This is a genomic window from Herminiimonas sp. NPDC097707 (assembly GCF_044761395.1).
In the GTDB taxonomy this organism is placed as follows: Bacteria; Pseudomonadota; Gammaproteobacteria; order Burkholderiales; family Burkholderiaceae_D; genus Oxalicibacterium.
The window spans coordinates 1,047,824-1,069,120 of the sequence record NZ_JBIWCI010000001.1 but is presented as its reverse complement, the minus strand read 5'-3'; the positions used below and the strand labels follow the sequence as shown (position 1 = coordinate 1,069,120).

The 21,297-nt window shown below is 53.7% G+C and carries 22 protein-coding genes; 15 read left to right on the top strand and 7 right to left on the bottom strand.

Features of this window, described 5'->3' with window-relative positions; translation table 11 throughout:
- Window positions 1-21: 21 nt before the first annotated feature.
- Window positions 22-618 carry a molybdenum cofactor guanylyltransferase MobA gene (mobA, locus tag ACIQW9_RS05135; RefSeq protein WP_402333782.1) on the bottom strand — a complete coding sequence of 199 codons (597 nt, stop codon included), beginning with the start codon at window positions 616-618 and terminating at the stop codon, window positions 22-24.
- An 81-nt stretch (window positions 619-699) separates the two neighbouring features.
- A complete protein-coding gene (moaA, locus tag ACIQW9_RS05130) occupies window positions 700-1,821 on the bottom strand; it encodes a GTP 3',8-cyclase MoaA (RefSeq protein ID WP_402333779.1) in 1,122 nt (373 codons plus the stop codon).
- A gap of 279 nt (window positions 1,822-2,100) precedes the next feature.
- Between moaA and apbC the strand changes: the two genes are divergently transcribed.
- The 14 genes from apbC to ACIQW9_RS05060 all read left to right on the top strand — a co-directional run bounded on the left by apbC (window position 2,101) and on the right by ACIQW9_RS05060 (window position 15,783).
- The gene (gene apbC / locus ACIQW9_RS05125; RefSeq protein ID WP_011870912.1) at window positions 2,101-3,189 is read left to right on the top strand and encodes an iron-sulfur cluster carrier protein ApbC; all 1,089 of its coding nucleotides are present in this window, start codon (window positions 2,101-2,103) and stop codon (window positions 3,187-3,189) included.
- 239 nt (window positions 3,190-3,428) lie between these two features.
- On the top strand, window positions 3,429-3,944 hold the full coding sequence (locus tag ACIQW9_RS05120) for a DUF3305 domain-containing protein (RefSeq protein WP_402333776.1): 516 nt from the start codon (window positions 3,429-3,431) through the stop codon (window positions 3,942-3,944).
- Window positions 3,934-4,614, top strand: coding sequence for a DUF3306 domain-containing protein (locus ACIQW9_RS05115; protein WP_402333774.1), 681 nt, complete (start codon window positions 3,934-3,936; stop codon window positions 4,612-4,614). Before ACIQW9_RS05120 ends, ACIQW9_RS05115 begins: the two co-directional genes overlap by 11 nt.
- 36 nt (window positions 4,615-4,650) lie before the next feature.
- Complete coding sequence (locus tag ACIQW9_RS05110; RefSeq protein WP_402333772.1) at window positions 4,651-6,750, top strand: 4Fe-4S binding protein; 2,100 nt, start codon at window positions 4,651-4,653, stop codon at window positions 6,748-6,750.
- A gap of 62 nt (window positions 6,751-6,812) precedes the next feature.
- On the top strand, window positions 6,813-7,430 hold the full coding sequence (locus ACIQW9_RS05105) for a molecular chaperone (RefSeq protein WP_402333770.1): 618 nt from the start codon (window positions 6,813-6,815) through the stop codon (window positions 7,428-7,430).
- Between the two features lie 196 nt (window positions 7,431-7,626).
- Window positions 7,627-7,827, top strand: a complete 201-nt coding sequence (locus tag ACIQW9_RS05100) for a hypothetical protein (protein WP_402333767.1) — start codon at window positions 7,627-7,629, stop codon at window positions 7,825-7,827.
- A gap of 15 nt (window positions 7,828-7,842) precedes the next feature.
- Window positions 7,843-10,809 (top strand): formate dehydrogenase subunit alpha, encoded by a 2,967-nt coding sequence (locus tag ACIQW9_RS05095; RefSeq protein ID WP_402333765.1) that lies wholly within the window; start codon window positions 7,843-7,845, stop codon window positions 10,807-10,809.
- 77 nt (window positions 10,810-10,886) lie between these two features.
- A complete protein-coding gene (fdh3B, locus tag ACIQW9_RS05090; protein ID WP_402333763.1) occupies window positions 10,887-11,516 on the top strand; it encodes a formate dehydrogenase FDH3 subunit beta in 630 nt (209 codons plus the stop codon).
- Entirely contained in the window at window positions 11,513-11,740 is a 228-nt protein-coding gene (locus tag ACIQW9_RS05085; RefSeq protein WP_402333760.1) for a hypothetical protein, read from the top strand. The genes fdh3B and ACIQW9_RS05085 overlap by 4 nt, the downstream gene beginning before the upstream one ends.
- A 22-nt stretch (window positions 11,741-11,762) precedes the next feature.
- Window positions 11,763-12,890 (top strand): formate dehydrogenase subunit gamma, encoded by a 1,128-nt coding sequence (locus ACIQW9_RS05080; RefSeq protein ID WP_402333758.1) that lies wholly within the window; start codon window positions 11,763-11,765, stop codon window positions 12,888-12,890.
- Window positions 12,891-12,902: 12 nt separating this feature from the next.
- Window positions 12,903-13,229 (top strand): hypothetical protein, encoded by a 327-nt coding sequence (locus ACIQW9_RS05075; protein WP_402333755.1) that lies wholly within the window; start codon window positions 12,903-12,905, stop codon window positions 13,227-13,229.
- A 214-nt stretch (window positions 13,230-13,443) separates the two neighbouring features.
- Window positions 13,444-14,289 carry a formate dehydrogenase accessory sulfurtransferase FdhD gene (locus ACIQW9_RS05070; RefSeq protein ID WP_402333753.1) on the top strand — a complete coding sequence of 282 codons (846 nt, stop codon included), beginning with the start codon at window positions 13,444-13,446 and terminating at the stop codon, window positions 14,287-14,289.
- Window positions 14,290-14,404: 115 nt separating this feature from the next.
- Entirely contained in the window at window positions 14,405-15,109 is a 705-nt protein-coding gene (locus ACIQW9_RS05065; RefSeq protein ID WP_402333750.1) for an ABC transporter permease, read from the top strand.
- Window positions 15,109-15,783 carry an energy-coupling factor ABC transporter ATP-binding protein gene (locus tag ACIQW9_RS05060; protein ID WP_402333748.1) on the top strand — a complete coding sequence of 225 codons (675 nt, stop codon included), beginning with the start codon at window positions 15,109-15,111 and terminating at the stop codon, window positions 15,781-15,783. Before ACIQW9_RS05065 ends, ACIQW9_RS05060 begins: the two co-directional genes overlap by 1 nt.
- Before the next feature lie 34 nt (window positions 15,784-15,817).
- Here the strand turns inward: ACIQW9_RS05060 and ACIQW9_RS05055 are convergent, their stop codons facing one another.
- The 4 genes from ACIQW9_RS05055 to ACIQW9_RS05040 all read right to left on the bottom strand — a co-directional run bounded on the left by ACIQW9_RS05055 (window position 15,818) and on the right by ACIQW9_RS05040 (window position 19,086).
- Window positions 15,818-16,423 (bottom strand): sensor histidine kinase, encoded by a 606-nt coding sequence (locus tag ACIQW9_RS05055; protein WP_402333745.1) that lies wholly within the window; start codon window positions 16,421-16,423, stop codon window positions 15,818-15,820.
- 2 nt (window positions 16,424-16,425) lie between these two features.
- The gene (locus tag ACIQW9_RS05050; RefSeq protein ID WP_402333742.1) at window positions 16,426-18,054 is read right to left on the bottom strand and encodes a response regulator; all 1,629 of its coding nucleotides are present in this window, start codon (window positions 18,052-18,054) and stop codon (window positions 16,426-16,428) included.
- 177 nt (window positions 18,055-18,231) lie between these two features.
- Window positions 18,232-18,621, bottom strand: a complete 390-nt coding sequence (locus ACIQW9_RS05045) for a 4-oxalocrotonate tautomerase family protein (protein WP_402333741.1) — start codon at window positions 18,619-18,621, stop codon at window positions 18,232-18,234.
- Between the two features lie 48 nt (window positions 18,622-18,669).
- Window positions 18,670-19,086, bottom strand: a complete 417-nt coding sequence (locus ACIQW9_RS05040; RefSeq protein ID WP_402333738.1) for a MarR family winged helix-turn-helix transcriptional regulator — start codon at window positions 19,084-19,086, stop codon at window positions 18,670-18,672.
- A 119-nt stretch (window positions 19,087-19,205) separates the two neighbouring features.
- Here ACIQW9_RS05040 and ACIQW9_RS05035 point away from each other — a divergent pair, with 119 nt between their 5' ends.
- The gene (locus tag ACIQW9_RS05035; protein ID WP_402333736.1) at window positions 19,206-19,838 is read left to right on the top strand and encodes a 2OG-Fe(II) oxygenase; all 633 of its coding nucleotides are present in this window, start codon (window positions 19,206-19,208) and stop codon (window positions 19,836-19,838) included.
- Window positions 19,839-19,922: 84 nt separating this feature from the next.
- Here ACIQW9_RS05035 and ACIQW9_RS05030 read toward each other — a convergent pair whose 3' ends face one another.
- Window positions 19,923-21,236: a D-serine ammonia-lyase gene (locus ACIQW9_RS05030; RefSeq protein WP_402333733.1), complete on the bottom strand. Its 1,314-nt coding sequence runs from the start codon at window positions 21,234-21,236 to the stop codon at window positions 19,923-19,925.
- Window positions 21,237-21,297: the final 61 nt, after the last annotated feature.

The window sequence follows — 21,297 nt, the reverse complement described above, 5'->3', positions numbered from 1 at the left end:
GGATGTGGGCATAGCGCAGATTCATGGTGTTGCTGCAAACTTGTGCAGCTCGTCCAGCGTATTAATGTTGCGGAATGCATCTTCATCATCGAAGTGAACTTCGGCTACCTCCAGCGATGCGTACCATTTGTCAAACTTGCGTCCGCCTTCCTGCAAATAGAGTGTCAGGTGCGGCAGCAGCGATGCCTTGACCAGACAAAAAACAGGATGCGGTTGTCGCGTTTCGCCTTCGCCGGTAACGGCTACGGCCAGATCGGCATGCTTTTCTTCCAGGCCGGCAGCCAGGCGCTGTACCAGGTCTTTGGGTAGAAATGGGGAATCGCATGGCACGCTGACCATATAATCCGTTTCGCAATGCGTCAGTCCTGTGTGCAAACCAGCCAGCGGTCCGGCAAAGTCCTGGAATTCATCCTGCCAGACGGGTGCGCCGAAACCTTCATATGGCGCGATATTCTGGTTCGCATTGATCATCAGATAACCGACCTGCGGCGACAGACGCATGAGCACATGCAGGGCCATAGGCGCGTCGCGGAATAATTGCAGGCCTTTATCGACTGTGCCCATGCGGGTGCCGCGTCCGCCTGCGAGTATGAGTCCGGTAATTTGACTGGTATCCATTTTTTAAAATTATTCCAGTAACAATTAAATGAGCAGTTAAATGAGCAACTGGATGAACAGTTGCGTGAATGGAAGGAGTTGTTAGCCGCCGATGTAAGACATTTCGACTTTACGCGTCGATTTCAAATCGGTATTGGCAGTGCGTAATTCCGAATAGCGATCGTCACGCGCGCGCCAGATGTGGGCAATGACGGTGGAAATTTCTTCATCCGTTTTGTTTTCGCGTAACAGCGCACGCAAATCGTGGCCGCCGGTGGCAAACAGGCAGGTGTAGAGCTTTCCTTCGGTAGACAGGCGGGCGCGGCTGCAGTCGGCGCAGAAAGCTTGCGTGACGCTGGAGATGACGCCGAGTTCGCCGCCGCCATTGCTGTCGTTGCCAGCGTAACGCCAGCGTCCCGCAGTTTCGCCAGTGTAATTAGGGGCAATCGCCTCCAGCGGCATTTCGGCATGGATGCGACGGACTACTTCGGCAGAAGGAATGACTTCATCCATCTTCCAGCCGTTCGATGCGCCTACATCCATGTATTCGATGAAACGCAGGATGTAGGGGGTGTTCCTGAAATGGCGCGCCATCGGCAGAATTTCCTGATCGTTCATGCCGCCCTTGACGACCATATTGACCTTGATCGGGCCGAGGCCGACGCGATGTGCGGCTTCTATGCCTTCCAGCACATCCGATACTGCAAAATCGACGTCGTTCATCTGTTTGAAAATCTTGTCGTCGAGTGCATCCAGCGAAACAGTGACGCGCTTCAGGCCGGCATCTTTCAGCGCTTGCGCCTTGCGGGCCAGCAGCGAGCCGTTGGTGGTCAGCGTCAGATCAAGTTCGCGTCCATCCGGCGTACGCAATGCGCTCAGCATTGCTATCAGCTTCTCGACATTCTTGCGCAGCAGGGGTTCGCCACCGGTCAGGCGGATTTTCTCGACGCCATGGGCGACGAACAATGATGCGATGCGGGTGATTTCTTCAAAAGACAGCAGCGAAGAGTGCGGCAGAAAGGCATAGTCCTTGTCGAACACCTCTTTCGGCATGCAGTAGACGCAGCGGAAATTGCAGCGATCGGTGATCGAGATGCGCAAATCCTGCAAGGGTCTGGCGTGCGTGTCGGACAGCAATCCGCTCGGCGCCTCAAGTTGCGTCGGGATGATCGGTATCCGGTTCAGATAACGGTGGTCTGCAAGTGGAATTATTTTTTCAGTCATGACGTGGCCGCGATTAAGTCTCTATTGTAAGTGCTTCGTACTCGCCATGTCGAATCGGCACGGCTTGTTTTACTGTCTTGCTGATGATAAATGCCACACATGGCAAATGAGGGCGAAAGCAGAAAAATCAACGCGGGCACTGTATTCGATAGGTTCTAATGCGACATATCGTGAATGAAGCATGGTGTGAATTGGATGGCGGAACGTTCTCTTTAACATTGATCAAGGCCGATATGCTGCAAATTGGTTTAGACTTGCACAATACATTCAGGAGAACCAATGAGCATTACGATTGAAGCAGTCAAAGCGGCATTGTCCACAGTAATTGACCCTAACACCGGCAAGGATTTAGTCAGCAGCCGTTCCGCAAAAAATATCCAGATCAATGGCACCAACGTCATTTTCGACGTTGAACTCGGCTATCCGGCCAAGAGCCAGATCGACGGTATCCGCAAGGCATCGATTGCCGCCGTGCGGACTATCGAAGGCATGGGCAGCGTCACCGCCAACGTGTACTCCAAAATCGTGGCGCACTCGGCGCAACGCGGCGTAAAGTTGCTGTCCAACGTTAAAAACATTATCGCGGTGGCGTCCGGCAAGGGCGGCGTGGGTAAATCCACAACTTCCGTGAATCTGGCGCTGGCGCTGGCGGCGGAAGGCGCGCAGGTCGGGATTCTGGATGCGGATATCTACGGCCCGTCGCAGCCGATGATGATGGGCATTTCCGGCCGTCCTGAAAGCGCAGATGGCAAAACCATGGAGCCGATGGAGAATTACGGATTGCAGGTATCCAGCATCGGTTTCATGATCGATCCGGATGAGCCTATGGTGTGGCGCGGTCCTATCGTGACGCAGGCATTGACGCAGTTGCTGGAACAAACCAACTGGCGCGATCTCGATTATCTGATCGTCGATATGCCGCCGGGTACTGGCGATATTCAATTGACGATGTCGCAAAAAGTACCGGTAACCGGCGCTGTGATCGTGACCACGCCGCAGGATATTGCGTTGCTGGATGCGCGCAAGGGTTTGAAAATGTTCGAGAAGGTCGGCATTCCGATTCTCGGCATCGTGGAAAACATGAGTACGCATATCTGTTCGAATTGCGGTCATGCCGAAGCGATTTTTGGTGCAGGCGGCGGCGAAAAAATGTGTGGCGAATACGGCGTGGATTTCCTCGGCGCCTTGCCGCTGACAATGTCGATACGCCAGCAGGCGGATTCTGGCAAGCCGACGGTAGTGGCCGATCCGGATGGCCCGATTGCGGTGATCTACAAACAGATCGCCCGCAAGATTGCCATCAAGGTCGCGGAAAAAGCCAAGGACATGTCATCCAAGTTTCCAACCATTGTGGTCAAGAACGATTGATGTTCATTTGCTTGATGCAAGCAGCATTTACGCGTATGGTTGCTTTAAAGTATTAGTGCTGGACAGTAAGTAGTGTTAAAGCGTGAGCAGAGCATGCTCACGCAGTTTATTCATGATTTCCCTTCATCGTTTGCAAACACGATTTTCAGAGACGAAATCCGGTTTGCAGTTTCGGCGCACAATAGACAACGCGTCGCTATCGATATAACGACAGGCAGAATATGCCGAAATGAGGAGACATGGAGACAGAAGCAATCAGCATTGGCGTCATCATGCAATGCACGCCTTTATCAAGTCGTTGGCAGCCGTTCCAATGGCAGCCGATTGAAATCGTCGGACAAGTCGGACCCGCGGGTGCGCCGCATTGCCTGCGCAATGATCCTACCGATACACGCTGGTTATTTACCGGTATCGACGTCACGTTATGCAGTCCCGAGGCGGAAGGATATTTCCTCAATATCAGCGCGCCTGTGCCATGCTGGTTTGTCATGTGGCGCATCGAAGAAGTGGACGGTGCAGAACTCGCGGTTCCCAAGGTGGTCACGCTGTCGTACAACGAAGCGGCACGTCTGATGGATGGCGGTGAACGCGTTGATACCTTGCCGGTTTCCGACGAAATCCTCGAGCGTCTGACGGCTTTCACTCACGATTACTACCATCCTGAACCCAAACGCAAACACAAGAAACCATCGTTTGAAGGCGGCGAAGGCGTCGACAAGATGGCGCGTGCCGAAGGTGTGAAAAATGGCAGCTGAAGATTTTTTTGCGCGCTGGTCGAAAAAGAAAAACGATATATCCAGCGTGGCTGGCGAAGCGCAACAGGACAGTGCGGTCACGCTCTTGCCTGAAGCCCATGGCAAGACCGGGGATGCGGTAGTGCAGGATGCAGAGACACAAGTCTTGCCGACGCAGGAAGATGTCGAAAAATTGACGCACGATTCCGATTACTCGGCATTCATGACGCAAGGTGTTGATGAGTCGGTCAAGCGCTCGGCAATGAAGAAGCTGTTTTCCAATCCTCATTTCAACATCATGGATGGCCTGGATGTCTATATCGAGGATTACAGTAAATTTGAACCGATCAGCCCGGCGCTGCTGGCGTCGCTGAGTCATGCGAAGGGATTGTTGGATCCCTTGTCGCAATTGCAGGCGCCGATAATGCGTTTGCTGGAAAAAAATCCCGAAAAGAATACCGCCGAGCCGGATAACGGACAGCCCGCGCCCGCGTTCGATGATGTGACGCAGGAAGACGCACAAGCACCGGAAGCCGCTGCAGCACTGTCTGATGTCGATCAGGAAAAAGACTGTGCTGAACAGCGTACGCATCAAGACAGCCAGAATCAAGATAGCAAGCCAGTAAAAGAGCACGTCGTTAAAGAGGATGTGCAAGAGCTCAAAACATCCCCAAAGTTTGACGACGTTTAAAGCAGTTTTTCTCAGCCAGCATCTACAAGCCAGCCAATGACAACAGAATTCAAAGTTTGCAATTGCAATCGCACCATGCCACTGGACGCTGCCGCAGGTACGCAGCTTGGTGCTGCACTTGGTACCGCACCTATTCCTATTGCCGCCGAATTGTGCCGGCGTGAAGTCGGCACTTATTTGAAAACGCTGGATGGCGTGGATGATGTGGTGGTGGCGTGTACACAGGAGCGCAGCCTGTTTGTCGAACTGGCGCAGCAAAAGGGCACGGTTGCACCTTTGCGCTTCGTTAATATTCGTGAAACCGGCGGCTGGAGTGCGCAGGCCGGACAGGCATTGCCGAAAATGGCGGCAATGCTGGCCGCGGCAGCCTTGCCAGATCCAGAGCCGGTGCCTATCGTCAATTACGATTCTTCCGGGCATGTGCTGATTATCGGACCTGCCGATCAGGCGCTACCGTGGGCGCAGCGCCTGCGTGAACAGGTCGATGTCAGCGTGCTGCTGACATCCGGCAGCGAGAGCCAGATGCTGGGCGAGCGCAGCTTCCCAAGTTTTTCAGGCAAGAAGATAAAGGTTGAGGGCTGGCTGGGCGCATTCAATGTGCGCTGGCAGCAAGATAATCCGATCGACCTGGAAAGCTGCATACGCTGCAATGCCTGCATAGAAGTCTGCCCGGAAAGCGCGATTGATCTGACTTACCAGATCGATCTCGATAAATGCCGTTCGCACGGCGATTGTGTCAAGGCGTGCGGTAGCATCGGTGCAATCAACTTTGCGCGCGGCGAGATGGCGGGAGCCAATGACCGCAACGGCGAATTCGATTTGATATTCGATTTGTCCAGTACACCGCTGGTCCATACGCATCAGTTGCCGCAAGGGTATTTCGCTCCCGGACAGGATGTTGCACGACAGTTTGAAGACAGCCTGAAGCTGACGCAGATGGTCGGTCAGTTTGAAAAGCCGAAATTCTTCAGCTACAAGGAAAAGCTGTGCGCGCACAGCCGCAACGGAAAAATCGGTTGCAATGCCTGTATCGAGATTTGCTCGGCGGAAGCCATCAGCCACAACGGCAATCACGTCAAGGTCAATCCGAATCTGTGCGCCGGCTGCGGTGCCTGCACCACGGTCTGTCCATCCGGCGCGATGGCGTATGCCTATCCGCGTACTGAAGACATGGGCTTGCGCGTGAAGACCTTGCTGAATACTTATGCCAAGGCAGGCGGTCGTCAGGCCGGATTGCTATTTCACAGCAAAGGGCAGGGCGCAACGTTGATCGCACAGACTGGCCGTTTGGCGAAGGCAGGCGGGAACGGAATTCCGGCGCGCATTATTCCGGTTGAGTTGCATCACACTGCAGCTGTCGGCATCGACGTCTGGCTGGCTGCCTTTGCTTATGGTGCCGCCAATGTGAGCGTGATGGTAACGGATGAGGAGGCGCCGCAATATCTTGACGCCCTGCAGCAGCAAATGGAGCTGGCGCAAACCATCATGTCCGGGCTTGGTTATGCCGGTGTGCATGTGCAATTGATCCGGATTAATACGGCGGCTGAGTTGGATACCTTCGTCAACGCGCTGGCACCGGCCCAAACGACGGCAATCTGTGCCACTTTTAATGTGGCGGCAGACAAGCGCACTACGCTGGAATTTGCGCTCGATCATTTGCATCGGCACGCACCAATCAGCGTCGAGCAGATCGTGTTGCCGGCTGGTTCCCTGTACGGTGCGGTGGTGGTTAACCGGGATGCGTGCACCCTGTGCATGTCCTGTGTGGGCGCCTGCCCGGAATCGGCGCTGACAGACAATGCGAATGCACCGCAATTGCGCTTCATTGAAAAGAATTGTGTGCAATGCGGACTGTGCGAAAAAACCTGCCCGGAAAACGCCATCACCCTGGTGCCGCGTTTGTTGCTGACCCCTGCGGCAAAAGAGCTGCAGGTATTGAATGAGGCAGAGCCGTTCCATTGCATCAGTTGCCAAAAACCTTTCGGCACGGCGAAGATGATAGAGAACATGGTGGGCAAGCTGTCCCTGCACGGCGCATTCTCCGGCAATATCAACAGACTCAAGATGTGCCCCGATTGTCGCGTGGTCGACATGATGGCGAACAAGCAGGAATCGTCGGTTTCCGATTTCAAATGAGTTCGCAGTAAATGGTTTTGATATTTTGTCTTCAATCGAACGGAAAGATCTGACAGGACTACATGACAAGCACTCAATCAATCAAATTTGAATCGCAGGATCAAGGTGAAGAAACTGCGCGTGCCGATGTGTACGGCTTATTGGCGACACTGCTGTACGCGCCGCCTTCGCAAGCCTTGCTGGATACGATAGGTAGTGCACCGGCAGAAGGCACTAGCGTACTGGAACAGGCGTGGGCCGATCTGGTTGCTGCCTGTAAAACAGCGCAACAGGAAAGCGTGCGGGAAGAATATGAGCAGCTCTTTGTCGGGGTCGGCAGGCCGGAAGTGATGTTGTACGGTTCGTTTTACCTGTCCGGCTTTCTGATGGAAAAACCGTTGGCAGAGTTGCGCACCGATCTGGCGGCACTTGGTTTGCAGCGCTCGGACGATGTGGTCGAGAGCGAGGATCACCTGGCCTCCCTGTGCGAAGTGATGCGCTATCTGATTGCATCCGATGATGTCGTGCATGCAAATCTCGCAGCGCAGGAAAAATTCTTCAATACACATATGCGCGCCTGGGTGCTGGATTGCTGTGCTGCTATGGAAGCCAGTGTGAATTCTCATTTTTACAAGCCGGTGGCATGTCTGGCGCGTGTGTTTTTTGAAGTGGAAATGCAGGCTTTTGATATGGTGAATTAGGTTGACTCAGTCGTGTCATTTGTTTTTTGAATGTAAATTTTCCATGCTTTTTTCAATTTCAGTCTTTTTTGCCCCAAAGAAGCGCATTTTTTATATCTTTACTTGTGCAAGTTGCCAAAAGGTATGCTAAGTTACACACATGCTGCATTGGAATTAAAAAGCATATTACGTCCTGACCCCATCACAGGAGACGATCATGGCAGAACAAACTAAAATTCCCCGCCGCAGTTTTTTTGCAGGTTTGGGGCTTGTCGCAGCCGCTGGCGTTGCCGCCAAACTGGCCCCTGAATCCGCAACATCCGCCCTGACTAACGCGATTTCCCCGCAAGAACCGGAAGGCAAGAGTTACCGCCTTTCCGAGCACGTCAAAAAATACTACCGTACGACCACAATTTAATTACGAGGTGACGTCATGCTGTTAACTCGCAAAAGCAACGCTGCAGAGCGTTCGCCTGCCCGCTTTACATCCAGTCTTGCCGATAGCCTGTCGCGCGCCTTGCCGACGATGGACAGGCGGGGTTTCCTCAAACGTTCCGGGATCGGCATCGGTGCCGGTATTGCCGTTGCGCAATTGAGTCTGATCCAAAAAGCCAGGGCAGCTGAGGGCGGTAAAGCTGCGGCAGCGGGCAGCAAGATTGAAGTCAAACGTACGGTTTGCACACACTGTTCGGTCGGTTGTGCATCCGATGCCATTGTCGAAAATGGCGTGTGGGTACGGCAGGAGCCGGTATTTGATTCGCCGATCAACCTAGGCGCGCATTGTGCCAAGGGCGCCTCGCTGCGTGAGCATGGCCACGGTGAATACCGCCTGAAATATCCGATGAAATTAGTGAATGGAAAATACCAGCGCATTAGCTGGGATCAAGCCATGAACGAAATTACGGCCAAGATGCTGGATATCAAAAAAGCCAGTGGCCCGGACTCCGTGTTTTTCGTCGGTTCATCCAAACATAATAACGAGCAGGCAGCATTGTTGCGCAAGTTCGTTTCCTTCTTCGGCACCAATAACACTGATCACCAAGCGCGCATCTGCCACTCGACTACGGTCGCCGGCGTTGCCAACACCTGGGGTTACGGTGCGATGACGAACAGCTACAACGATATGCAGAACTCAAAGGCTGCGTTGTACATCGGTTCGAACGCGGCTGAAGCACATCCGGTATCGATGCTGCACATGCTGCATGCGAAGGAAACCGGCACCAAGATGATCGTGGTGGACCCGCGTTTTACGCGCACCGCTGCGAAAGCCGATCAATACGTTCGCATCCGCTCAGGTACAGATATTCCATTCCTGTACGGCTTGCTGTATCACATCTTCAAAAACGGCTGGGAAGACAAGAAGTACATCAATGACCGCGTCTACGGTATGGAAAAGGTCAAGGCGGAAGTCATGACCTGGACGCCGGAAAAGGTGGAAGAAGCCTGCGGTGTGACGGAAGCTGAAATGTATAAGGCTGCTGAGACGATGGCGAAAAATCGTCCTTCGACTCTGGTCTGGTGTATGGGGCAGACACAGCACTCGATCGGCAATGCGATGGTACGCGCTTCGTGCATCGTGCAGCTGGCGCTGGGGAATGTCGGCGTTTCGGGTGGCGGAGCAAATATTTTCCGCGGCCACGATAACGTGCAGGGCGCAACCGATATTGGTCCGAATCCTGATTCGCTGCCGGGCTATTACGGTCTGGCGACAGGCTCGTGGAAACATTGGTGCGCTGTATGGGGCGTCGATTACGAATGGGTGAAGAAGCAGTACGTTTCGCAAGCGATGATGGAGAAATCCGGCACCACGGTATCGCGCTGGATGGACGCCGTTCTTGAAAAGCCGGAAAACATTGATCAGGACAATAACGTCAAGGCAATGCTGTTCTGGGGCCATGCACCGAACTCGCAAACACGCGGTCTGGACATCAAAAAAGCATTCGACAAGCTCGATTTGCTGGTCGTGATTGATCCTTATCCATCTGCTACGGCCGCGATGGCCGCGATGAAAGTCGATGGCCAGGAACTCAATCCGAATCGTGCCGTGTATTTGTTGCCGGCGGCGACCCAGTTTGAAACCTCGGGTTCCGTGACGGCGTCGAATCGCTCTCTGCAATGGCGTGAAAAAGTAATCGAACCTTTGTTTGAGTCGCGTACCGATCACATGATCATGTATCAAATGGCGCAAAAACTGGGCTTCGGCAAAGAGCTGGTTGCCAAGATCAAGCTGGTTCCAGGCAAGGGCGGGATGATGGAGCCGGAACCGGAGTCGATGCTGGAAGAAATCAATCGCGGGTCGTGGACCATCGGTTATACCGGCCAGTCGCCTATGCGTCTGAAAGCGCATATGCGCAATATGCATCTGTTCGATGTGAAAACATTGAAATGCAGCGTTGGCAAGGATGCGGCAACGGGTTACGACATAAGCGGCGATTATTTCGGTCTGCCATGGCCTTGTTACGGTACGCCGGAATTGAAGCATCCAGGCACGCCTAATCTGTATGACACTTCCAAGAGCATGATGGAGGGCGGTGGCAATTTCCGCGCCAACTTCGGCGTGGAAAAAGACGGTGTCAACCTGCTGGCTGAAGATGGTTCGCACAGCAAGGGTTCAGATATCACGACCGGTTATCCGGAGTTCGATCACATCCTGCTGAAAAAACTAGGCTGGTGGGACGACCTGACTGACGCCGAGAAAAAAGCGGCGGAAGGCAAGAACTGGAAAACCGATTTGTCCGGCGGTATTCAACGCGTCTGCATGAAAGTGCATGGCGTGCATCCATGGGGTAACGCGAAGGCACGGGCTGTGGTCTGGAATTTCCCGGATGCCGTGCCGCTGCATCGCGAACCGATCTACGGCACACGCCCGGATCTCGTGGCCAAGTATCCGACGCATGACGATAAAAAAGGTTTCTGGCGCATGCCGACCTTGTACAAGTCGCTGCAGGACAAGAATGTGGAAACCAAGATGTATGAGAAGTTTCCTATCATTCTTACTTCTGGACGTTTGGTTGAATACGAGGGTGGTGGCGAAGAGACACGTTCCAATCCTTGGCTGGCCGAACTGCAGCAGGATGCGTTTGTCGAGATCAATCCGAAAGCGGCATCTGCGCGCGGCATACGCAACGGCGAGTATGTCATTGTCAGTACGCCAACAGGTGCGCGGATCAAGGTCAAGGCACTGGTGACCCCGCGTGTTGGTGAAGACACGGCATTCATTCCGTTCCATTTTTCCGGCTGGTGGCAGGGCAAGGATCTGCTTGAATACTATCCTGAAGGAGCGCATCCGATCGTGCGTGGCGAAGCGGTGAATACTGCGACGACTTACGGTTATGACTCGGTCACGATGATGCAGGAAACGAAGACGACTATTTGCAATATCGAGAAAGCGGCGGCGTGATTATCTGTACGAAGACGAATAAGCAACCGTTAGATGCGGCGTTGAACACGGATAAGAACAGCTAAGGAGATACCAAAATGGCACGAATGAAATTCATCTGCGACGCAGAGCGCTGTATTGAATGCAATGGTTGTGTGACCGCCTGCAAGAACGAAAATGAAGTGCCATGGGGCGTCAATCGACGTCGCGTGGTTACCATTAACGATGGTGTAATCGGTCAGGAAAAGTCGATTTCCGTGGCCTGCATGCATTGTTCCGATGCGCCGTGCATGGCGGTCTGTCCGGTCGATTGCTTTTATCGCACCGATGAAGGTGTGGTGCTGCATGACAAGGATATTTGCATAGGTTGCGGTTACTGTTCTTACGCATGCCCGTTTGGCGCACCGCAATTTCCATCCAACGGCGCATTCGGTCTGCGCGGCAAGATGGACAAGTGCACGTTCTGTGCCGGTGGTCCGGAAGAGAACGGTTCCAAAGCGGAATTCGAAAAATACGGACGCAACCGTCTGGCCGAAGGTAAATTGCCGGCCTGTGCGGAAATGTGCTCGACCAAAGCCTTGCTGGCTGGCGATGGCGACGTGATTGCCGATATCTTGCGTGCACGTGTGCTCCGTCGCGGCAAAGGTAGCGAAGTCTGGGGTTGGGGTACCGCTTATGGCAAGTCACATAACCCAGAGGCCAAAGCGCCAGTGGAGAAAAAATCATGATACGCGCTCTGTTGATTTCAATACTTGCGTTGACTGTGTTCGGTTGTAGCGAAAAAATTCAGTCGCAGGACAAAGAGCGCGTATCCGGCGACGTGCCGCCATACAAGGGAGCGGTAAACGACCCCTATGTAATCAAAGGCTGGACGGCGGGTAATAAAACCGAGTGGGACAAGCAAATGCACGAACGTGCTCAGACTCAGAACGAGTACCTGAAAGTCAATTGATGCATTTGCGAGGAGAATAATCATGCAAACATGGTTCGCAAAACTCGCTATCGGCGTGTCGCTGTTGGTGGCGACTGCCGGTATAGCGCTGGCTCAGACAAGTGAGCCTGCTGCGGCGGCAACGCAGAATATGTCCAATATTGAATCGGACGATATTTTGTACATGAAGCAGAATCAGGCTGAACGTACAAAAGTCCAGCCTGGCAATCTGGCACCTGTATATCGCCAAGTCAAGGAAGGCGGCGAACATTACTCGAGTTTGCCGGCGCTGGAGTCGGGCGTGCTGATTCAACAGAAAGCACAATTTCCCGGCCAAGCACGCGCGACGACAGCAGGTGAAGCGTGGCGGCAATATCGCAACGGTCCTCTGACAACTTACGGCGGCTGGTTGATCATTGTGGCGGTGGTCGGGATCGCAGCATTTTATCTGGCGATCGGAACCATCAAGCTGAAAAGCCCACGCACCGGCCGTCTGATCGAACGTTTTACTTCGATCGAACGCTTGGCGCACTGGACAGTCGCGATCAGCTTCCTGACACTGGCATTGACCGGACTGATCATGCTGTTCGGTAAATATGTGGTGCTGCCGGTATTCGGGCATACCGCATTCGGCTATCTCACTTACGCAGGTAAAAACATACACAACTTCGTCGGGCCGGTTTTCACGGTTGCGCTGATTGTAATGTTCGTGATCTTCGTCAAGGATAACTTCCCTGCGCCGTCGGATTGGCAATGGCTGAAAAATCTTGGCGGTGCTCGCGGTCATGCCAGTGCAGGTCGCTTCAATGCGGGTGAAAAACTGTGGTTCTGGGGCGGCCTGGTGTTTCTCGGATTGATTGTCAGTGCATCCGGTTTCGTACTGGATATGCTGGTGCCGGGCATACTCTACACGCGCGGCAATATGCAGATTGCCCATGTGATCCATCTGGTTGCTGCAGTATTGGTATTCAGCGCATCGCTGGCGCATATCTATATCGGTACCCTCGGGATGGAAGGTGCGTATGAAGCAATGTCCACCGGCTATGTAGACGATGCATGGGCCAAGGAACATCATGACATCTGGTATGCGGACATTGAAAGCGGCAAGGTGCCACGCATACGTACTGACAAGGGCACGGAAAAACTCGGCGTGCCAGCCAAGGCTGTCTAAGGAGACCTGCAAATGAAAAAGATACTGATTGGACTGATGGGCTGGACGGTCGTGGGTATGGCTTGCGCAACATTGCCGCCTTTGAGCGATGAGGCGAAGGCCAAAGCTGCCGAAGCCAAAAACAAGACAGACTGGAGCAACAAGGTCGCGGCGTATCAGCTATGCCAGGTGCAGGATCGCGTGGCGGCCAATTATCTGAAAAGCAAAGGCAAGCCCAAACCTGCAGGCGAGTTTCCTGCATGTACCAGTCCGGGACCTTATGTTGCCTTGCAAGTGGCGACTTCGACGGTAGGCGTGGCCGACGCCAAGCCGGTTCCCGCAGCTGGCGCTAAAAAATAACAGTATCTGCAGTGGTCGCCCGCATCTTGCATGCGGGCGCACGTCTGAGCGGGCGTACTCTATGCCTGCCTTCCCGTTATAATCTCGCTGTAGTAAGGAAATATGCGGTGCCGTCATGGGCGCTCGCGCTTCCTTGCTTATCCCGCATCATGTTGAAACATGAATCCGATAATGAACAGAAGCCAGCCGTTTGTGCTGCCCGAGATGAGTTGCCATGTCGTATCGCCCAGAATTTACCAGCACGCCGATCAAGCTGACGTACGATGTCCAGGCGGTCGATGAAACTGCGCAGGCTTCGACCATAGCAATACCGGCCGAACGTCCGTTGACCGTCTACGTCGATGGCCGGGAATTGATTACCCTGATGACGCTGGGCGCGGCGCCGGAAGCGCTCACGCTGGGCTATTTGCGTAATCAGCGTCTGGTGCAGACTATTGAAGAAATCGTTGCAGTACATGTGGACTGGAGCAAGCATGCTGTTTCAGTAAGTACGCGCGGCGGGATAGAAAATATTGAAGAGCGCACGTCCAAGCGCGTGGTCACGACAGGTTGCGGGCAGGGCACGATGTTTGGCGGTTTGATGGATGAGGTTGATACGCTGGTTCTGCCAGCCGATGCGAGGCTGAAGCAATCTACACTATACAAAATCGTCAACACGATACGCACGCAGGATTCAGTTTATGCACAGGCCGGTTCGGTGCATGGTTGCGGCCTGTTTTCATCTGAAGGCGACTTGCAATATTTCATCGAAGACGTGGGCCGGCACAACGCAGTCGATTCCATCGCCGGCATCATGTGGCTGGAAAATATCAGTGGCGCGGATAAGGTGTTTTACACTACCGGCCGCCTGACTTCCGAAATGGTGATCAAGGGTGCGCAGATGGGCATGCCATTCCTGATCTCGCGTTCCGGCACCACGCAAATGGGTCATCTGGTCGCGGAAAAGGTCAATATGACTTTGCTGGCGCGCTGCACCGGCAAACATTTTTTGCTGGTGACAGGCAAGGAACGCATGGTTTACGAACCGCATTTGCTGGATACTTCTCTGCACGTTGCCTGAGCATAAAGACGTTGCAGGTACGCCTTTCGCCGGTATGCTTTTAGAGTGCGCTAGAATTGCCATTGCACAATAAATAGTCGACCGCATTCGTGTCGCCACTTACCCATCATTTCCCATGCCATTAATTGATGCCACCCAGGCTGCTTTCGGTTTGCTCTTTTCGGGCGATCCGGTGCTATGGAAAATTGTCTGGATCTCGCTCAAGACATCGATAGTCGGCCTCTCGATAGCGACGCCGATTGCGGTGCTGTTTGGTTACCTGATTGCGACGCACGATTTTATCGGTCGCCGTATTGTCATCTGGATTGCGCAAGCCGCCTTGTCCTTGCCGACTGTACTGATAGGCTTGCTGCTGTATCTGATGCTGTCGCGTCAGGGGCCTTTCGGTTCCCTGCAATGGTTATTTACCCAGTCGAGCGTCATTCTCGGGCAAGTGCTGATTGTGCTGCCGGTGTTGATAGCCTTTACCTTGTCGGCAGTGCAGGCGGCCGATCCGCGGCTGGCTGAAACAGCCACCGTGCATGGCGCTTCCAGGTGGCGTGTGATGCTGACGGTGTTGCACGAAGTTCGTTTTGGTGTGATGGCCGCGGTGATCAATGGTTTCGGCCGCGTGATTTCAGAAGTTGGTTGCGCGATGATGGTGGGTGGAAATATCGCAGGTGAGACGCGCACGATCACTACCGCGATCGCGCTGGAAACCAGCAAGGGAGAGTTTGCGCAAGGTATTGCGCTCGGTATCGTGCTGGTTGCCTTTGCGTTATTGATTAATGCAGGAATGATGTTGCTGCAAGGCGATACGCGTCCTGCGAGGAATATGTGATGGATGCATTGTTATCGATTCGGCATTTGCAGAAAAGTTTTCATCAACGCCGTTTGCTGGATATCGAAAACCTGTCGATTGCGCCGGCACAGGCTTATGTCCTGACCGGCACCAACGGTTCCGGGAAAAGCACATTGATGCGTATTCTGGCGGGGCTGGAATCCGTCGATGCAGCCGAGGTGCAGTTTCAGGGGAAATCCGCCAGCCTGTCGCCTTATCCGCGCGCGATGCGCGATGCCATCGTCTATGTACATCAGCATCCGGTGATGTTTTCCACCAGCGTGGCGGAAAACATCGGCTACGGTTTGTTTGTGCGCGGTGTAGCGAAAAATATCATCGCTGAAAAAGTGGAAGAAGCGATCGAGTGGGCCGGCATTGCGCATCTGCGCAAGAGCGTGCCGAATTTTCTATCCGGCGGCGAGAAACAGCGTGTCGCACTTGCGCGCGCACGCGTGCTGGCGCCGAAGCTGCTTTTGCTGGATGAGCCTACGGCGAATCTGGATGGCGCGGCACGCGAACAGGTGATTGCCCTGATTCCAACGCTGGTGAGCGAAGGCAACAGCGTCATCATGGCATGCCATGATCGCGACCTGATTGCCTTGCCTGGGGTACAGCGCTTGAAAATCCGCGATGGAAAGCTGGAAGTAAGAAAGATCAATACGCACGGCGAATAAGCTGGTTCATCCGACGTGAAAAAAATATCCCGGCTTACGGTAAACGCATCGTAAAAAGTGCACCGCCATCGGCGCAGGTAGTCAAATGCACGCTGCCATGTCTGCCATCGTTGCAATGCGCGCGGGCAATTGCTGCACACAAGGCCATGCCCAAACCGGTTGACGTTTGTTCTTCTAAGGCAGCCAGCCCCGGCCCATCGTCGCGCACCGTGAAAATAATTTCCCCGGCTGTTTTTCTGCAAGCGACTTCTATGTTTGATGTTGCAAAGCGCGTTGCATTTTGCAATGCTGCATTCATGGCCAACCCAAGCAGATGTTCATCGAAAAATGCGATAGCCGGCAATGCATGGCTATCAATCGTCAGTGTTAATTCCGGGCGCGGATTGGCATGATTGCGGATCAACTCCCTGAGAAAATCGTCCGGATGGACTGCTTCAATGCGCGGATTCAATCCCTGTTCCGTGGCTTTGTATAAAGTCAGGAAAGCGATCATTTTTTCGCGCAGTGCAATACAGCTTGTATGCGCCTGAAGTGCCTGTTCCCGATCGAGATCTACGGTCAGCGTCGCCAATCGGCCTTCCAGTACGCCCAATTCATTTTTCAAATCGTGCACGACGATAGCGCTCAATTGCGGATTCATGGTCATGCCTCTTTCGCGACCTTGACCAGCGTTTCGCGCAGGAAGCGATACATCTTGGCCACGCGTTCGCTGTTCGGCATCAAGCCATCCAGTTGCGCCAGATAGCCGTTGACGCGCCCGACGTAAGAGCGATCCAGACCTTTCTGGCTCATCCACAATAAATGCAGTTGCGCGGCCGCGAGCAGCACCCCGGTATTATCTGGTGTGGCGTTCAGCGCTTCTTCCAGTTTGGCTAGCGATTCATCGAACTGACCGTTACGCATCAACCTGGTAGCTTCATCGACGATCAATGCGCCTGCGCTGATTGCGTCATCGACGATTCTTTCGATCAGTGCTTCATTGCCGGTATCTTTCAGGACTCTGCGCGCCAGCGCCACCAGCCGTGCATTTTCATGATCGGACTTGATTGCTTTCGCCATGATGCGCGCACCTTCTTCATGCATGCCGACGCAAAATGCCGCTTTCGCCAATGCCAGCGTATTGGCATCCGCACGTATATCTGCAGCCAGTTCTTTGGCTGATTCAAATGCCGCCTTGCCGGAAGCCATGTCACCCAGGGCGGCGAAGGCCTGCGCGGCGATGATTGCCTGTCGGTTGGCGAAACCCGGATCGTCATGATGATCTTGTGCGGCGGCGCTCAAAATTTCCAGCGCATTGCCGGCCTGACCAATGTCGACGTGCACCTGCGCCAGCGACAAGGCATCCGATGCCTGTGCGGTCAGCGAACCGCGTGTGTGATTCAATGCTTTATCGAATGCGCTGCGCGCCTGCTCCAGATCGCCGACGCGATACGCAGCATCGCCGACCATGCGGCTGCGGCGTGCCGATGGAATGACGTTATACGATTTGTTCAGAGCTTCCAATACCTGCTGATCCTCGCCCTGGGATTCGGCTATCTGCGCCAGCAAATCATAGGCATCGATGTATTGCGCATTTTTTTCCAGTACGCCTTGCACGATGATTTTCGCTTCCTCCAGTCGGCCTGCGGCCTGATCGCAGCGCGCCAGGCCCAGCTTTGCCCACACCAGATCCTGACGCAGACCCAAAGCCTGCAGATAGCTGCGGCGCGCCTCATCGTTTTGCCCCAATTCCAGTGCGGTGCCTGCTTTGGTTTTGAGTATGTCGACGATCCATTTAGGTTCCGTTTTCAATACCCTGTCGCATTCGGCGATGGCGCCGGCCAGATCTTTTTTCTGCAGTCTGTCGGTGATCGGTTTTAATGCCTGCTGCCGGTCCAGCAAACGCTCGATCCGATCGGCAATCTTGCCGCCGGTGAGCGGCTTCACCATGTACGCATCCGGCTGGAATTCGGCAGCGCTGGCAACGCTGTCATAGCTGCTTTCTGCCGTCACCATGAAAAACATCGCGGTAGGGGAGAGCAGTTTTTGCGAACGGAGGAACTCCAGCATTTGCTGGCCGTTGGTTTCCTTGTTGAGGTTGTAATCGCAGATGATCACATCGTAGCTGGTGTTGCGGATGTACTTGATCGCATCGTTTGGTGTGCCGGCCTGATCGACTTGTTCTATCCCTAACTGACCTAGCTGGGAGCGAATATTTTGTCGCATGGCCGGCATGTCGTCGACGACCAGCGCACGGAGTTTCGCAAGACGGCTATTGAGGATGGTTGCCATGTAATAGAGAGCATAAGGGATGCTTAATCATACATGCTGGCGTCAGATTTGAAGCAGGTGCGGAAGTAAAAATACTTTTCAGCATTGATAGAACCGGCATGCACACGCGACCATCCTGCGCATGCCGTTTCATCCACCCATCCTCTGATGGCTCAAGGCTGCTATCAGCGCTAAAACTTAGTGGTGATAGCGATACTCTTGCGTATACCCGCCATAACCATACGACGCTGCTTTTACGTCCTGAACATGGATATAGCTTTCTTCATGCAGATTCCCCAGAATGCGGTCGAATCCGGCAAACGCTTCCCTGATGTAAAGCGCTTTTTCATCCTTGGTATTGGTTTCATCGGTGATCTTGATATCGAAGTAGAAGCTGTTCTTCTTTTGCTCGCTGAGGGAATAGCCTCCCACGATCCAGCTGTCGTGCTCGACAAAATCGATGGCGATGGCCGTTACTTCGCGTTTCTTTTTCAGAATGCGCGTCGTCAGATCCAGCAGCAGTTCGGATATCTGTCCGATCAGTTCAGGCGATTTTTTTGCACTTACTTTCACATTCAGTATAGGCATTTGAAACTCCTATTAGTTTGCTATGCAACTATATGATTAAAAAAATACTCAGCCTATGACTGAGCGAACAGCCCTCACTTTGCTTACTGTTTCGTCAAAATGAGCGATACCTAATTCCTTTTTCAAACGTTTCGTTACTTCTCCGCTGGCAGCATCGAGCTGTTCCTGCATTGCGTGTCCCAGAGCAGTTGGCTGGATCGCAGATTCCCGACCATCATTCAAGGTCGCCTCACGCACAAGCAAACCCATCTGCTGCAAGCCATCCAGCGTGCGTGTAGCGGTCGAGCGTGAAATTGCCAATTCCCTGGCCAGTTCGCTTTGCAGCAAGCCCGGTTTCTTCAGCACAACCCTGAGCATGAATGCCTGCGAAGGCGTCAGCCCGAAGGGCTTGAACGCCTTGCTCCATTCGCGTTCCAGAACGCGAGCCAGGGCAGTTGTGTTGAAGTAGAGGCAGTGATCGAACATGCAGGGATAATAGGTCAATTTAATTCGCTATACAACTATAATCGCTACTTCCGAAGCGTGAGTAAGCGCATAATGCATGGACAATTTGCGCCCAATTACGTTTTCAGAAAAACTCCACGATGCTTTTAGAACCCCCTCATGCTCAGGTAGGCTTTAGCGACGCATTGCAATCGCAGATTTGCAATGATCTGGAAACACAAGGCTGGTCGCAGCAGGATTTTTCTCTCCCGGATGAGCTGATAATTACATTGGCTGCTGAATGCAGGCAGATGAGTGTGGACGGCACACTGAAATCGGCCGGCATTGGTCGTGCCGAGGGGCAAGTGTTGCGACAGGATATACGTGGCGATCAGATTGCCTGGTTGAAGGCCGGGCAGTCTATTGCATGCGATCGCTATCTGCAGATCATGGAAAGTGTGCGGCAGATGTTGAACCGCACGCTGTATCTGGGATTGGAGGAGTACGAGAGCCACTTCGCCATGTACTCGCCCGGCGCGTACTACCTCAAGCATCTGGATCGGTTTCGGGACGATGACTGCCGCATCGTTTCAGCGGTGATTTACCTCAATCCTGATTGGCAGCCGGAGCAGGGTGGCGCCTTGCGCCTGCATCTTGATGAAAATCACATGGAAGATATTACGCCGTTGGGCGGTCGGCTGGTGTTGTTCATGTCTGCCGACATGCCGCATGAAGTGCTGCCGGCCACACATGACCGTATCTCGCTGGCAGGCTGGTTCAGGCGTCGCGTCTGAGCAGATCAACTTTCCATGAGTTGCTGAAACTCATCAGCTCTTTCCAGCAGAAACAGCATTTTTTCCTTTGTAAGGCCAGCCAAATTACTGGGCAGCGATAGATAGAAAACGGCGATGTTCTTCGGGAGGGACCAGCGAGCCACCGGTTGTCCAGATGACGTGAGTCGCATCGCTTAAATGATGCTCCAAACCATGTTGATGCAGGTAAGCTCGGCCAGCGTCACTATTCCTTAGCCAGTCAGGTCCACACACGCCAGCTGCGGCAGAAGGCTCAAGCGCGATATCTTCTGTGCGCAATACTTGTAGCAATTGTGTGTACAACTGCTGGTCACTTACGGTAAACACGCCGGACAACTGCGCCGCCATCAAGGGGCTGACCAGCGGAGATGCCAGACCTACAGCCAAGCCGTCGGCTTCGGTAATGTTATCCAGACCTATGTCGTAAACTGAAATCGGCGTACTTTGCTGAGACGCTAATTGCACCAGCATGCAGGGTGATGCGACCGGCTCGGCGAAGAAGCAGTGCACGTGCTCGCCGAACAAGGCTTTGAGTCCGAAGGTAATGCCGCCAGGTGCGCCGCCCACACCGCACGGTATATAGACGAAGAGTGGGTGAGTCGCATCGACAGTACGTCCCGCAGCACTCAGTTGCACAGCGAAGTGTCGCGCTGCGGCGGCATAGCCAAGAAACAGCATCAACGAATGCTCATCATCGACAAAGTAGCCATACGGATCGGCCTGCGCCTGCATTCGCCCGGCGGCTACGGCTGCTGCGTAATCGCCATCGTGTTCGACAACCTCGACTCCTCGCTGGCGCAGACGATCTTTTTTCCACGCTTTGGCATCGGTGGACATGTGCACGATGGCTTTGAAACCCAGTGCCGCTGCCATCACGCCTATGCTCAGGCCCAGATTGCCGGTACTGCCGACTGTGACTGTATAGCGGGCAAATAAAGTGCGTGCCGCTTCGGATGCGAGTTGCAGCCGATCACCATCAGGAAGAAGTAGGCCATGCTCGATGGCAATCGACTCCGCCAGGGCCAGGATTTCATGGAATCCGCCACGTGCCTTGATGGAGCCGGCGATGGGTAAGGCATGGTCGGCCTTGATGAACCAGCTACCTTCGTGTGTTGGATGATTGCTCATCACCTGCTGTAATTGAGGGGTGGCGATTAATTCAGATTCGATCAGGCCAGCGCTCACCTTCAATTCCGGGAAAAGTGCTGCCATTAGCCCGGCACAACGTGCGAGTCGCGCCTCGGCTTCGGCGACATCGGCAACGCCGGGGGCATCCTTCGGGAGCGAGCTGCCCAAGACAGGATTAAGCCACAGCAAGGGTGTGTGAGACTGTAGCTGTGTTAATAGGTCGGGCTGAAAATTTTTCGTTATAGAATTCATGGAAGTAACCGTGTGAGCGAGAATTTATAGGTATCAGGCAGTAATCGTAATGCTGCAAGCA

Coding starts and splice junctions, on each gene's coding strand:
- ACIQW9_RS05065 (WP_402333750.1), top strand. CDS start 14,405: ATGCCATTAATTGATGCCACCCAGGCTGCTTTCGGTTTGCTCTTTTCG.
- ACIQW9_RS05070 (WP_402333753.1), top strand. CDS start 13,444: ATGTCGTATCGCCCAGAATTTACCAGCACGCCGATCAAGCTGACGTAC.
- ACIQW9_RS05040 (WP_402333738.1), bottom strand. CDS start 19,086: ATGTTCGATCACTGCCTCTACTTCAACACAACTGCCCTGGCTCGCGTT.
- ACIQW9_RS05055 (WP_402333745.1), bottom strand. CDS start 16,423: ATGAATCCGCAATTGAGCGCTATCGTCGTGCACGATTTGAAAAATGAA.
- ACIQW9_RS05110 (WP_402333772.1), top strand. CDS start 4,651: ATGACAACAGAATTCAAAGTTTGCAATTGCAATCGCACCATGCCACTG.
- ACIQW9_RS05035 (WP_402333736.1), top strand. CDS start 19,206: ATGCTTTTAGAACCCCCTCATGCTCAGGTAGGCTTTAGCGACGCATTG.
- ACIQW9_RS05105 (WP_402333770.1), top strand. CDS start 6,813: ATGACAAGCACTCAATCAATCAAATTTGAATCGCAGGATCAAGGTGAA.
- ACIQW9_RS05085 (WP_402333760.1), top strand. CDS start 11,513: ATGATACGCGCTCTGTTGATTTCAATACTTGCGTTGACTGTGTTCGGT.
- ACIQW9_RS05030 (WP_402333733.1), bottom strand. CDS start 21,236: ATGAATTCTATAACGAAAAATTTTCAGCCCGACCTATTAACACAGCTA.
- ACIQW9_RS05080 (WP_402333758.1), top strand. CDS start 11,763: ATGCAAACATGGTTCGCAAAACTCGCTATCGGCGTGTCGCTGTTGGTG.
- ACIQW9_RS05050 (WP_402333742.1), bottom strand. CDS start 18,054: ATGGCAACCATCCTCAATAGCCGTCTTGCGAAACTCCGTGCGCTGGTC.
- mobA (WP_402333782.1), bottom strand. CDS start 618: ATGGATACCAGTCAAATTACCGGACTCATACTCGCAGGCGGACGCGGC.
- ACIQW9_RS05100 (WP_402333767.1), top strand. CDS start 7,627: ATGGCAGAACAAACTAAAATTCCCCGCCGCAGTTTTTTTGCAGGTTTG.
- ACIQW9_RS05120 (WP_402333776.1), top strand. CDS start 3,429: ATGGAGACAGAAGCAATCAGCATTGGCGTCATCATGCAATGCACGCCT.
- fdh3B (WP_402333763.1), top strand. CDS start 10,887: ATGGCACGAATGAAATTCATCTGCGACGCAGAGCGCTGTATTGAATGC.
- apbC (WP_011870912.1), top strand. CDS start 2,101: ATGAGCATTACGATTGAAGCAGTCAAAGCGGCATTGTCCACAGTAATT.
- moaA (WP_402333779.1), bottom strand. CDS start 1,821: ATGACTGAAAAAATAATTCCACTTGCAGACCACCGTTATCTGAACCGG.
- ACIQW9_RS05060 (WP_402333748.1), top strand. CDS start 15,109: ATGGATGCATTGTTATCGATTCGGCATTTGCAGAAAAGTTTTCATCAA.
- ACIQW9_RS05115 (WP_402333774.1), top strand. CDS start 3,934: ATGGCAGCTGAAGATTTTTTTGCGCGCTGGTCGAAAAAGAAAAACGAT.
- ACIQW9_RS05045 (WP_402333741.1), bottom strand. CDS start 18,621: ATGCCTATACTGAATGTGAAAGTAAGTGCAAAAAAATCGCCTGAACTG.
- ACIQW9_RS05095 (WP_402333765.1), top strand. CDS start 7,843: ATGCTGTTAACTCGCAAAAGCAACGCTGCAGAGCGTTCGCCTGCCCGC.
- ACIQW9_RS05075 (WP_402333755.1), top strand. CDS start 12,903: ATGAAAAAGATACTGATTGGACTGATGGGCTGGACGGTCGTGGGTATG.